The 12864-nt window shown below is 43.3% G+C and carries 14 protein-coding genes; 11 read left to right on the top strand and 3 right to left on the bottom strand.

Annotated features, from left to right (window positions below):
* Nucleotides 1-6: 6 nt before the first annotated feature.
* On the bottom strand, nt 7-813 hold the full coding sequence (locus tag I2E77_RS02195; RefSeq protein WP_195450531.1) for a class I SAM-dependent methyltransferase: 807 nt from the start codon (nt 811-813) through the stop codon (nt 7-9).
* 24 nt (nt 814-837) lie between these two features.
* Complete coding sequence (locus I2E77_RS02190) at nt 838-1653, bottom strand: class I SAM-dependent methyltransferase (protein WP_195450530.1); 816 nt, start codon at nt 1651-1653, stop codon at nt 838-840.
* Between the two features lie 546 nt (nt 1654-2199).
* On the opposite strand from I2E77_RS02190, the gene I2E77_RS02185 reads away from it, so the two are divergent.
* The 11 genes from I2E77_RS02185 (at nt 2200) to I2E77_RS02135 (ending at nt 12016) form a co-directional block, all read left to right on the top strand.
* A complete protein-coding gene (locus tag I2E77_RS02185) occupies nt 2200-3132 on the top strand; it encodes a radical SAM protein (protein WP_195450529.1) in 933 nt (310 codons plus the stop codon).
* 44 nt (nt 3133-3176) lie between these two features.
* Nucleotides 3177-3461, top strand: a complete 285-nt coding sequence (locus I2E77_RS02180; protein WP_195450528.1) for a PqqD family protein — start codon at nt 3177-3179, stop codon at nt 3459-3461.
* Nucleotides 3462-3469: 8 nt separating this feature from the next.
* Nucleotides 3470-4564 carry a radical SAM protein gene (locus I2E77_RS02175; protein WP_195450527.1) on the top strand — a complete coding sequence of 365 codons (1095 nt, stop codon included), beginning with the start codon at nt 3470-3472 and terminating at the stop codon, nt 4562-4564.
* A 523-nt stretch (nt 4565-5087) separates the two neighbouring features.
* Nucleotides 5088-6503 carry a plasmid recombination protein gene (locus I2E77_RS02170; RefSeq protein WP_243252492.1) on the top strand — a complete coding sequence of 472 codons (1416 nt, stop codon included), beginning with the start codon at nt 5088-5090 and terminating at the stop codon, nt 6501-6503.
* A 58-nt stretch (nt 6504-6561) separates the two neighbouring features.
* Nucleotides 6562-7179 (top strand): CHC2 zinc finger domain-containing protein, encoded by a 618-nt coding sequence (locus tag I2E77_RS02165; RefSeq protein WP_195450526.1) that lies wholly within the window; start codon nt 6562-6564, stop codon nt 7177-7179.
* A 1-nt stretch (nt 7180) separates the two neighbouring features.
* Entirely contained in the window at nt 7181-8518 is a 1338-nt protein-coding gene (locus I2E77_RS02160) for a virulence-associated E family protein (protein ID WP_195450579.1), read from the top strand.
* Between the two features lie 229 nt (nt 8519-8747).
* Entirely contained in the window at nt 8748-8957 is a 210-nt protein-coding gene (locus I2E77_RS02155; RefSeq protein ID WP_195450525.1) for an LLM class flavin-dependent oxidoreductase, read from the top strand.
* Between the two features lie 6 nt (nt 8958-8963).
* Entirely contained in the window at nt 8964-9194 is a 231-nt protein-coding gene (locus tag I2E77_RS02150) for an excisionase (RefSeq protein ID WP_195450524.1), read from the top strand.
* 106 nt (nt 9195-9300) lie between these two features.
* Entirely contained in the window at nt 9301-10542 is a 1242-nt protein-coding gene (locus I2E77_RS02145) for a site-specific integrase (RefSeq protein ID WP_195450523.1), read from the top strand.
* A 160-nt stretch (nt 10543-10702) separates the two neighbouring features.
* Nucleotides 10703-11182 (top strand): low molecular weight protein-tyrosine-phosphatase, encoded by a 480-nt coding sequence (locus I2E77_RS02140; protein ID WP_195450522.1) that lies wholly within the window; start codon nt 10703-10705, stop codon nt 11180-11182.
* On the top strand, nt 11183-12016 hold the full coding sequence (locus I2E77_RS02135; protein WP_195450521.1) for a KilA-N domain-containing protein: 834 nt from the start codon (nt 11183-11185) through the stop codon (nt 12014-12016).
* Between the two features lie 250 nt (nt 12017-12266).
* On the opposite strand, the gene I2E77_RS02130 is transcribed toward I2E77_RS02135, so the two are convergent.
* Nucleotides 12267-12707: a PH domain-containing protein gene (locus tag I2E77_RS02130; RefSeq protein ID WP_195450520.1), complete on the bottom strand. Its 441-nt coding sequence runs from the start codon at nt 12705-12707 to the stop codon at nt 12267-12269.
* Nucleotides 12708-12864 lie beyond the last annotated feature (157 nt).

Here is a 12864-nt window from a genome sequence, read left to right as displayed (position 1 = left end):
AATTTTCTATAACTTCAACTGTACCATCTTCACCATACCGAACCGGTCCGAAACTGACATACTGATCTTGGTGGACAGTTTCAATCCGGTTCGGGGGATATGGCGGTAATAAGGCTCCTCAGCCAGCACCCTGACCCCGCTGCCGGTTTTCCCGGCCAGCACCGATGCGGAATCCACATAGAAAAACATCTGAGCATCCCCGTGGCCCACCTGCTTCATGTATTTCTTTCGCATCATGGCCATGCCGCTTTTGCTCACGGTATCAAAGACGATTTCAATCTCTCCAAACCCCGTGAGCATCCGCAGGAGGCCCACAACCTTGCTTTCCTCAAAATAGTGGAACAGGCCGCCGGCGGTGACCAGAATAGGAGCATCCGGCACATCGGCGCGGATTTGCCTGATCCAGTCCTCGGCAAAGGCGTCTCCGGCGAGATAGGTCTCCCGCTCCGGCTCCGGCAGCAGCTCTCGCCGGTACTCCACCACATGGGGCAGATCAACGGCATACCAGCGGGTTCTTCCATTATCGCAGCGGTAATAGGCCGTCTCCAGACCGCAGCCCAGCTGAACGATCACACCGTCCGGCCTGCGCTCCAGAAACGCCCGGATGTACCGATCCATATTGGCGGACCGGGCGGCGGAGGCCAGCAGAGTATACTGGCTCTGTCCGTCCTGCTCCGGCAGGCTGGAAGGCAGTTTCTTTTTCAGTTCCAGCGCCTTTGGATCGTACAGGATCTGCGGGCAGTACTCGCTGGCATAGATCCTGCCCAGCATGGGGACAAAAAGCGTGTCCTCTACAACACCCAACTTGGACATGGTCAACCCTCCTATTTGGACGAATTACTTTCTGCCCACAAGCAGCCGGGAAGAGCCCAGCATCATCATGGCAGCCCGGCGGTGGGAGCCGAAAGCTTCTTCTGCGGTATCAATGAGCCGGACGTTCTGATAGCCCATCTCCCGCAGTTTTTGGGCAAAGACATCCATATCGCCGTACAGCTTGGGCTTCATGTCATCATTCAGAGCGAAGACGCCGCCTTTTTTCAGCACCCGCAGGCTCTCCAGCAACAGTTTGTGCATATCGGCTCCCATGACATTGTGGTAGACATAGTTGCTGATGACCGCGTCAAAACTCTCATCGGGGAAATCCAGATGATTGGCGTCGCCATGCCGGAACACACACCGGGAGGCCACGCCTTCACTTGCGGCGTTTTTCTCACAGAGGGCCTTGCTGTAATTGTAAACAGCTCCCCAGTAGTCCATGCCAGTGACCTTTGACTCCGGCCAGGTCAGGGCCGCACGAATCGACAGGGCTCCGGAGCCGCAGCCGACTTCCAAGAGACTGCCCTGGCCGTCATAGTCCAGATGAGAGAGAACGACCCGGTGAACCTGTTCCATGATCCCGCCGCCGCCAAAGGCATACTGGCGCCTGATCCATGTGATCCAGACCAGCAGGGCTGCCAGCACCGCCGTAACAACTGAGAACAGAACGCCGAGAGCTGTGATGTGGAACACCGAAAAGGAGAGTATGGCCAAAACCACGGCCAGAGCCGTAATGCCACCGATAATATAGAACACGGGATTGGACATCCAGCTCCCGTAGTCTTCGCCGTGACTGCCGAGACGAATTTCTGCTTGTTGATTACGCTTTTGCTGCATTTGATTTTCCTCCTGTTGTTCAATATTTGTGTACTTTTTTGCAAGCGGTACAAAATATTAAATTTGCACTTGTCATTATGACGAAATTCGCAAAAATAACTGGATTTTTTTAATGAATAGAGGTATAATTTTTCTAATAAATGCAAGTAGATATTTTACAGAAATGTACACTATCTTGAAGCAGAAGAATTTGTCTCACAAATTAGCTGTCAAAAATATATAACATTTGCAGAAATTGTATGGCAATTTACAGGAGCTATGGTTAAAACTTGCTGAGAATTATTTTTTAGCGAGATTAACAAATTTATACGGAAAGGAGGATCCCTATGAAATTCGAAATGCCCACAATGACCGCTATCGTTTCTGAGGTAAGACAGAATGCAGTTAGCCCGGAGTGTTGCTCCACAAAATGGTCTGGTTGCTGTTATAAAGAGTAAAAGTAGCCTACAGAAAGCCACTCTTGATAGAGAAATCTAACTTTTTCTTGTCAAGAGTGGCTTATCTAATTAAATAATGTAATATTCCCTTAATTAAGGAGTAAGATAAATGTATCAGGAAATAACTATTCAGTTTACTGAGAACTGTAATCTACACTGTCCATACTGCTTTGCACCAAAGGGAGAGGGTGGAATCATATCGCTACACGATTTTGAGCATTTTCTGAATTTCTGCAAACGAACCCATCCGGATTGTATTCATGTTACTGGAGGTGAGCCTTTACTACATCCCAAATTTTCAATAATGATAGAGCGTCTCGCTGATATAGCGCCTTTGGTGATTTACTCTAATTTAACTTTACCGGAAAAATTTAACCACATCTCCATTAGCAATCCGAAAGATATTTTTATTTTGGCAAACTATAATGAAAGAGAGTTTTACACGAATCAGCAATGGGATATATTTCAGAAGAATATACAGGATGCAATGGCTATGGGGTTCAAAATAGCACTAGGTTTAACAATATATCGCTTACCATTTGCTGACAGGTTTATGGAGGCACTTGGGCAGATAAGAAAAAATCAAATTACTCATCTCAGAATTTCACAGGCCATGGAAAATAATAAACAGCATGGATTAGATAGGGATGGTATACAGCAGTTATATGCTTTTGTTGCAAAACACATTTCCCAGTGGAAAGCGGAAGGAATTAAAACCTATTTTGATTGCCCGGTTCCACCATGTTATATGGATACGGAGACATTTCACATCTTACAAAGCTACGATGCAGTGGGAATAACCTGCAAGCCAAAAGCTTTTGTCCAATATGATCTTGGAATAACTCATTGTTATTCCACCATTGGATATGGAGAAAAAAGAAAGCTTTGTGAGTTTGATACTATTTCGGAAATAACAGAATATTCAAAATCAAAAATTCAGTCAATGTGTAAAGGGCGAAACATTACCCCATGCCTGCATTGTGAAGTCTTTCAAGATGATTTGCCTTGTGGGTGTCCTGGTTATGGAAAAAATATACAGTAATTCACTTCTTTGTTAAGAATATAAAAAGAAAGGAATGGTCATATATGAAATTAAACTCATGTTTCGTTTTACGATTTATACACCACCTTTACTTATTAGTTCCAGTTAGTCGAAATTCTATCACGAAAGAGGCTGTTTTGCTTAATGAAACAGCTGCCATGATTTTTCAAAATTGCGAATCGGCACACAGCGCTGAGCAGTTAGCTGATATTCTTGCTAATCGTTTTACGGATATTTCGCCTGTTGAGGCGAAAATGCAGTTACTTCCATATATCGAAAGTCTTCTCCAAGAAGGTTTTCTGATAATGGATGAAAATGGAAAGGAATGATTTTAGAAATGAACTGTTTAACATCCAATACTAAATGGCCAGAGTTTATTGAACAGAATTTTTCTGGTGATCGTGAACCCTTTAGCGCTGGGATAGAGCTTTTGCCAGATTGTAATTTTAAATGTATTCATTGTTATGCAGAATCTGATCGTAAAAAATCCAAAAGAGTTATGACTACATCAGAGATTCTTCAAGTTATTGATATTCTGGAGAAGCATAACTGCATTGATTTATTTTTTACCGGCGGAGAAGCTTTGCTTCATAAGGATTTTTGTGATATTTACCGTTACGCTAAAAAGAAAGGAATTATGGTATCGGTATTGACAAATGCTTCACTGATTTCAGAAAAACATATTAATTTATGGTTAGAATACCCACCGGAATTGGTTTCTGTTACAATGTATGGGGCAGATGAAGCCACCTATAATGCTGTAACACAAAATCCCTACGGGTATTCTATGTTTGTAAACGGGGTAAAACTACTCAAGGACAATGGTATTCCATTTGAGATTAAATGTATCGGAATGCGGCAGAATTATAACGATATTCACCAGATCCGAGAATTTGCTAAAAGTATGGGGATAAACAATTCTATTTTGGCATGGGACATTCGCCCAATGAATGATGGCTCTAAAGAGCCTATTTCTTGTAGAGTATCGCCTCTGCAGGCATTTATGATTGAAATTACCGATCCAGAAAGAAAAAAATTTTGGGATCGAGTAGCATTAAATCCTGATCGAAAACAGCCCACTTTACGACAAAAAGAAGGTTATTTGTATCCTTGCGCCATTGCTGAACAGTTTGTGTTTATTACTCATGATGGGTACATGCAAGGATGTGTCAAGGCAATAAATCCAAGATATAATCTTTTAGAAGGTGACTTCCAGACAGGTTGGGAGTATTTAGGTAAAGAAGCTGTGATGAAAAAAGCAAGTCTCAAATTTCCTTGTAGAAATTGTGATAAATTTCGATATTGTGGTCAATGCACAGCTGCTTTTGTAGATGAAAACAATGATCCGGAAAGACCAGTTGAATTCTATTGTGAGTATGGGGAATTACTGAAAATGTATATGGATCAAGTAGAACAGGCGACAAAAAAGTAGATTCAATGGGTGTAGAATGAGATTGTTTCCATGTATTCATATAAAAAGTGAACTTAATTGCCGAGAAACCAGCGCCCTATAAAATCTCAAAAAGCTCGGTATATGTGTCGGCTATTCCGAAGCCGGTTCCGCCAAAGCCCGAAAAGAAAGTCAATCTTTCTCTGATAAAGGTGGCAGTCAACTTCGGCATGGAGACGGTAAAAGAAATCCAAGGTAATTTGATTATTGTATTGTTTGGAGAAACGGAGAAAAAGTTTCAGTTCCCGGTGCATTGCTGCAAGGTTTCCTGAGTCTGCCGGAACGATGCAACAATGAAACCACGCTATAAAAATTTGTGCAAAGAACCGATGTGTTTTTCGTAAAAGAGAAATGCATCGGTTTTTCTTTTTGAAGAAAGCGATTGAGGGGTCTTCTTCAAAAATCGGAAAAGCTGACTGGCTATGTTTTTTGCCGTCAGCTTTTTCGGGTAGGAGTACAGAGGGATGCAATCCCTTTGTGCCGGGTACAGGGGTGAAGCGCCCTGTTGGGGTCAAGGGGCAATGCCCATTGGCGGGTTGAGGGCAGCCAGCCCCATCGGGTCAAGGGTGAAACGCCTTGCCCAGTCAGTGGCGTTTCGCCACTTAATACTGGGTATTACCTGCGCATAAATGAAGCAGGACAGCAGCAAAGCTGCTTCAATTTCCTTGATAAAACTCAAAAAGAAATGGAGGAAAAACCTTTGAGGCTGACACGACACAATGGTCGTTCCGGTAAAAATGGTGCTTACAATCCCAAGCATAATGACCGTAGGTTCGATTTGGAAAACAGTGAACACATTGATGCGGAACGAGCTAAAAGAAATATTTATTGGGACTGTTATCGTGGTATCACAACTTCCGATAATCGTAATGCAGATGCCGAACAGGATTTTTCTTTTGAAAAAGTTGAGCAGATGTATTACACCGCCCAATATGGCGATTTCATTTTCTTTCAGAATGAGAGAAATATAAAAAACAGACATCCGGAGAGGAACAGAACCGTGGAGGACTTGCTGAAAAATAAAAAGACCTGTCCGGAAGAAACTATTTATCAGATTGGCACAGTAGAAGAATCTGTACCGCCAGAAATTTTGTTGCAGGTGGCAAATGATTTTTTTGGAGAAATGGAAAGCAGGTTCGGCACTCATGTTCACATTCTGAACTGGGCATTGCACTTGGATGAGGGAACACCTCACATTCAGGAACGTCATGTATTTGATTGTAAAAATCAATACGGTGAGCTTTGCCCACAACAGGAAAAGGCATTGGAGGAACTGGGAATACCGCTTCCAGATTCAACTAAACCAAAAGGTCGACACAACAATCGCAAGCAGACTTTTGATGCCATGTGCAGAGAAATATTGTTTGAGATTTGTGAACGCTATGGCCTGCAACTGGATCGTGAGCCAATCTATGGTGGAAAAGCCTATCTGGAGAAAAATGATTTTATTATTGAGAAACAGAAACAGGTCATGGCAGAAAAGGAACAGGCTCTTTCGGAAATTACAATGAAGTTGGAAGATGCAAAATCTCTGATTGAAGAAATTGCGGATACTGCCTATGAGAAATCCTGTGAAGTAATTGCGGAAACAGTTTTTGCAGAAACACAGAAACAGAATTTAGAGGTTGTAGCAAATTATCAGAAGTGGATCACAGAAGAAAGCAATGTTCCGGATGATAAAAAATTTGCTATCAGTAAATCTCTGGATGCCCTGCAAAACAGAATGAAGAAAACGGCGGACAAGCTTCTGAATAAGGTTTTGACCGTATTGAAGCTATCAACAATCAAAGAAAAGAATATGACTGTGGTAAAGGAAAAAGCAAAAGAATCGCTGCTTGCAAAATTGCGGCGCAATAAAGAACTTGTGAAGAAGGATGGTGATTCAGATAAGAAAATCAAACAAAAGAATATGGAACGCTAACAGGCACTTGTCATTTTATCGAAAATGTCAGGTGCTTTTTCTATGGGAGGAATGAGCCATGAACGTGTTTGATGCAGTCAAGCAGTCTGTCACAACAAGACAGTCCGCAGAGATGTACGGATTAAAGATATGTAGAAATAACATGGTATCCTGCCCTTTTCACAATGATAGAACTCCGAGCATGAAAGTGGACAATCGTTTTCATTGCTTCGGGTGCGGAGCTGATGGAGATGTAATTGATTTTGTATCAAGGCTTTATGGTATCAGCAGACTGGAAGCGGCACAAAAGATAGCGTCAGACTTTGGAATTTTTTATGATAACAAGCCTGTAAAAGCAAAGCCGAAGAAAGTGGTACGCAAAAAATCAAATGCACAGATATATGCAGAAGCTGAGCAGCGTTGCTTTCGGGTTTTGTCAGACTATTATCATCTTCTGAAAAAGTGGGAAATTGATTATGCTCCCAACAAGGAAGATGAAATATGGCATCCGCTGTTTGTGGAAGCTTTACAGGAAAAATCGCATCTGGAATATCTCTTGGGTATTTTTGTATTTGGAGAAATAGAGGAAAAAGCATTGCTTGTGATGGAATACGGGAAGGAGGTGGCATCGCTTGAACAAAGAGTTTCAAAATTTATCTGCCGAGAAGCAGAAACAGGCATTGGAAGCAGCCAGTGATATGGAAAAGCCGTGTTCTCCGATAAAAGTAAGAGAACTCTTAGACAGAACGGAAAACGGCGGTGTGAAGAACAGCATCAAAAACTGCCTTACGGTATTCCGTCTGGATGAGGTGCTTCACAAAAGCATTTGCTACAATCTGTTTACGGAAAAAATAGAGATTGTGAGGCTGTTATGGTGGCATAAAAGAAGTCCCGTACTGAATGAAACGGATGTGAATTATCTGATGCTTTATCTGGAAGAAACTTATGGGCTGAGTGTGGAAATGAAAATAGCAAGGGCAATATCAATTATTGCAGACAAAAATAAGTACCATCCGATTCAGGAAAAACTGAAAAGTCTGGTGTGGGATGGCGAGAAGCGCATTGAAAATGCTCTTCCCCACTTTCTTGGAGTGGAGAAGAACGAATATACCTGTGCAGCCATGCAGTTGTTTATGCTGGGAGCCATCCATCGAGCATTTCAGCCTGGGTGCAAATTTGAAATGATGCTCTGCCTTGTGGGAGGACAAGGTACCGGTAAGTCCACGTTCTTTCGTTTTCTTGCAATAAAAGACGAATGGTTCACGGATGATATGAAGAAGTTGGATGATGATAATGTGTTTCGTAAAATGCAGGGGCATTGGATCGTGGAGATGTCGGAAATGATTGCTACAGCCAACGCAAAAAGCATTGAAGATATTAAATCGTTCCTCAGCCGTCAGAAGGAAACCTATAAAGTTCCCTATGATAAGCAACCGGATGACAGGCTCCGTCAGTGCGTGTTCGGTGGCACTTCCAATACATTGGATTTTCTGCCACTTGACCGTACCGGAAACCGAAGGTTTCTTCCGATTATGGTTTATCCGGAACAAGCTGAGGTACACATTATGGCAGATGAAAAAGCTTCCAGAGCCTATATTGAACAGATGTGGGCAGAAGCTATGGTGATTTATCGAAGCAAAAAGTATCAACTTTCCCTTTCAAAGGAAATGGAACAGTATCTGAAAGAATTTCAGAAGCAGTTCATGCCGGAAGATACCAAAGCAGGAATGATTCAAGGATTTTTGGATGTATACAGCGGAAATATGGTTTGCTCCAAGATGCTGTATAAGGAAGCTTTGAATCATCCATTTGATGAGCCAAAGCAATGGGAAATCCGTGAAATCAACGATATTATGAACAACTCCATTGTGGGATGGAAGCAGTTCACGAACCCGAGGCATTTTGCCGGATATGGCAGACAGAAAGGCTGGGAGCGTGACAACCAGTCTGTGGCAACCGGAACAAATCCTTTAGATGGATTTATGGAACTGACGGAGGAAGAAGTCAAGCAGATGGAGTTACCCTTTGGAAATTAGGGGTAAATTGCCAGCTAAAATGCTATCGGGTTGTCGATTTGGTTGTCTGGAAAAATCCTTATTTTTCATGAGATTTTCTATTCTGACAACCAAAACAACCCATAATTATAAAAAGAATAGAATTATAGTAGCAGAGCTTTGTATTGAGATTTGACAGTTTGTTAAGGTCGGTTGCCGAACTCCGTTGTCATTACGCATTGCAAGGCTCTTTTTATGGAGGTAAGCGAAAATGAACGTGCGAAATGAAGTGAAATCTCATCTTGTGTGCGAGGGAATGACCATGCAGGATGTGTTGGGAAAATTGGAACAGCAGTATGGATGGAGCAGGAGCATTTCTAACCTGTCAGGGAAGCTCTATCGAGAAACGTTGCGATATAAGGAAGCCGTGGAGCTGGCAGATGTATTGGGCTACGAGATTGTTTGGAAAAAGAGGGGGTAAGTGCCTATGATGAAAGAACAAAATCAGAATGTAGATAAGTATGATATTCCTGTCTGGAGAAAATACACTCTGAGTGTGCAGGAAGCTGCAAAATATTTTCATATTGGGGATAAGAAGCTGCGAAAGCTGATCGACGAGGATCCGGATGCAGAGTTCATTCTGTGGAATGGTTCAAGACCTCAGATAAAACGCAGGGTGTTTGAACAATATGTAGATGAAAAATTATCTGCTATATAAAAACGGCAGATACACGATAGATTCGGAGCCAAGTTTATGGTATTATATGAATATCATAGCTTGGCTCTTTTCTATGACAGTTAGGTTGATAGAAAGGAGAAACTGAATGTCAGAAGTAAGACGAGACAATAAAGGCCGCAAGTTATTCAGTAGAGAGAGCCAGCGCAAAGACGGGAAATATGAATACAAGTATCAGGATGCATGGGGCAAGAGAAAGACAGTGTACAGTTGGAAGCTGACTCCGACTGACCGAGTTCCGGTAGGAAAACGTGATGATATTTCCCTGCGAGAAAAGATTAAGCAGATTCAAAAGGACTTGAACAACTATATCACACCGTATGGCGGTAATTTCACAGTTCTGGAACTGGTGGAAAAGTATATTTCACAGAAAACAGGCGTCCGTCATAACACAAGGTCGAATTACAACTTTGTGGTCAATGTAATTAAGAAAGAAACCTTTGGGCAGAAGCGTATTGACAAGATTAAGGTATCCGATGCCAAGGAATGGCTGATTAAGATGCAGCAGATGGATGGACGAGGTTACAGCTCCATCCACACAATCCGTGGTGTTGTAAGACCTGCATTTCAGATGGCGGTGGATGATGATTTGCTGGTAAAGAATCCGTTTGAGTTTCAGCTGAACACCGTTGTTGTGAACGATAGCGTCACAAGAGAAGCTATTACACGACAGCAGGAAAGAGATTTCCTGGAGTTTGTGAAGAACGACAAGCATTTCTGCAAGTACTATGACGGTATCTATATCCTGTTTAAGACAGGACTCCGTATCTCCGAGTTTGTTGGTCTGACGAAGAAAAACCTTGATTTTGAGAATAACAGAATCATCGTGGATCATCAGCTACAGAGAACCAGAGATATGAAATATATCATTGAAGATACCAAGACAGAAAGCGGCGAACGTATGGTGCCGATGACACCGGAAGTAAAGGAAGCGTTTCAGCGTATTCTTGCCAGCAGAAAGAATCCAAAGGTTGAGCCTATGGTAGATGGCTACAGAGGATTCCTGTTTCTTGACAAGAATGGCAGTCCGATGGTTGCACTTCACTGGGAGAAATATTTTCAGCATATCCGTGAGAAATACAACAAGATTTATAGAGTACAGATGCCGAAAGTTACTCCTCATGTCTGTAGGCACACTTTCTGTTCCAATATGGCGAAGTCCGGAATGAATCCAAAAACACTACAATATATTATGGGTCATAGTGACATCAGCGTAACGCTGAACACCTACACGCATCTGAACTATGATGATGCAGAGAAAGAAATGCAGAAAATAGTAGAAACATCTTCAAAGAAATCGACAACGCACTGTAAAAGGTGCGTGTCGTAAATCTTTTGAATTTACGACAGAATTTACGACAAATGATGGCAAAAACAAGCCAAAACAAGCGTAGTTATACCAAGTTATGGTTGTGGAGCCTCTGTCGTAGAAATGCCGAAAAGTGGTGTGAAATCAAGAAAAATCAGCATTTTCAAGGAGTTTTAGATATATGATAAAAGTACTTTTCATCTGTCACGGCAATATTTGCAGAAGCCCGATGGCCGAGTTTATCATGAAGGATCTGGTGAAGAAAGCCAGTCTGGAGCAGAGCATTCAAATCGAGTCGGCAGCTACCAGCACCGAGGAGATTGGCAATCCGGTGTATCCGCCAGCCCGCCGCAAGCTGTCCGAGCATGGCATCGACTGTTCCGGCAAACGAGCCCGGCAGCTTCTGAACAGCGATTACGAGAAGTACGACCTTCTGATTGGCATGGATCGAGCCAATCTGCGGAGTATGTACCGGATCTGCGGCGGCGATTTTGCCGACAAGATGCACCTGCTGATGGACTTTACCAACCGTCCCGGAGAGGTGGCCGATCCGTGGTACACCGACGATTTCGACACGACCTGGCGGGATGTGGAGGAAGGCTGCCGGGGGCTGTTGCACCATATCCAGTTGCAATCAGCAATTCATGGAGGTGATTTCTGAATGAATAATAAATTGATTGTCCATGGGACAGAAATTTCGGTCACCACCATTGACGACAAGGATTATATCTCCCTGACTGATATGCTCAGGGCGAAAGACGGAGACTTTTTCATCTCCGACTGGCTGCGAAACCGAAACACAGTCGAATTCCTCGGGATATGGGAACAGATCCACAACCCGGATTTTAATTATGGCGAATTCGCCGCAATTAGAAGTCAGGCTGGTTTGAACAGCTACAAACTCAGCGTCAAAGAGTGGGTTGAAAAGACGCATGCAATTGGACTGCGGGCAAAGGCCGGAAGATATGGCGGTACATATGCCTACAAAGACATTGCCTTTGAGTTCGGCATGTGGATCAGCCCTGAGTTCAAAATCTATCTGATCAAAGAATTTGAACGACTCAAGGCCGAGGAAATGAAACAGCTTGGCTGGGACATCAAGCGAAATCTGGCCAAGATCAATTACCGCATCCATACAGATGCTATCAAGGAGAACCTGATTCCGCCGGAGCTTTCCGCAAAGCAGATTTCCATGGTGTATGCCAGTGAAGCCGATGTGTTGAACATGGCCCTGTTCGGTATGACTGCAAAGCAGTGGCGGGACAGCCATCCCGATCTGAAAGGGAATATCCGTGACTACGCCAATGTCTCTCAGCTGGTCTGCCTGTCCAATCTGGAGAACCTGAATGCGGTGTTCATCAATGAGGGGATGTCTCAGGCCGAACGGCTGACAAAACTCAATGCCATCGCTATAAGCCAGATGGAGATCCTGACTCAAGATCACCGAATCGAAGCTCTGGAGGCTCATAGCGAAGACCTACCTACTATGGAGTAAAAATATAATCGGCAGGACGCTTGCGAGTGGGCGAAGGCCGTGGCATCTATAGTGTTGCGATGTTCCAAATAAACCGCATGGTTAGGCCATTTTTGGCTTCCCCGTGCGGTTTATTTTTTTATCCTATTGAGTTTTGGCTACCTTCTGACTACCTTTTCGCCAGTTCCATAGGTTGCCCATTCGATCCGTTGGAACCGGTTAGATAAACATTTTCAAAAGCCGCTTTCTACGCGAGAAAGCGGCTTTTCGTTTAGCGGTTTAGAGCTTCGTGGTTGTTATAGGCGATCTCCTGAAGATATTTATAAAGGGGCTGGATATTATACTTTTTGGGAAATTCCAGTTTCTTTTCTGCGGTGGATACACCGCCGTTGGCTTTAAAGTAGGGCGAGGTGATATAGTAAATATTGATCTCGCTGTCGTCCACGCCAAAACCGGCCGTTTCCGCAGATACATGGAAAATGCAACTTAAATTGATAGAATCCACCCGCATTTTGGCGCCGGTCGCTCCCTGTTTGTCAAAGTCAATAATGCGCCTATTTGTAACAATCACAACATCACGGATAAGCTTAAAACCTGTGGTGATGGTTTCCCCGTCCATCAGATACATGCCAAACTCCTGCATTAAGGATTCAGGAGAAACCTCGCTGAGATTCCCCGCAAAACCAGAAGCCAATTTTCCCATGATACCCATTTTCATAACTCCTTTCTATCTCAACAGCATTCGCGGTGTTGCCCATTTCCGCTTTTTCCATATAGCTGGCTTTTTGTAAGAGGCAGAATTTTCAACCGGTTAATGGCATCGCTCTATCTCCGAAAAACCCATGCATATAGATGGGATGTCCGTCCGA

It is taken from the genome of Anaeromassilibacillus sp. 1001302B_160321_C8, from assembly GCF_015554745.1.
In the GTDB taxonomy this organism is placed as follows: domain Bacteria; phylum Bacillota; class Clostridia; order Oscillospirales; family Acutalibacteraceae; genus Anaeromassilibacillus; species Anaeromassilibacillus stercoravium.
The sequence above is the reverse complement of the archived record's forward strand: the minus strand, read 5'-3'. Positions and strand labels throughout refer to the sequence as shown.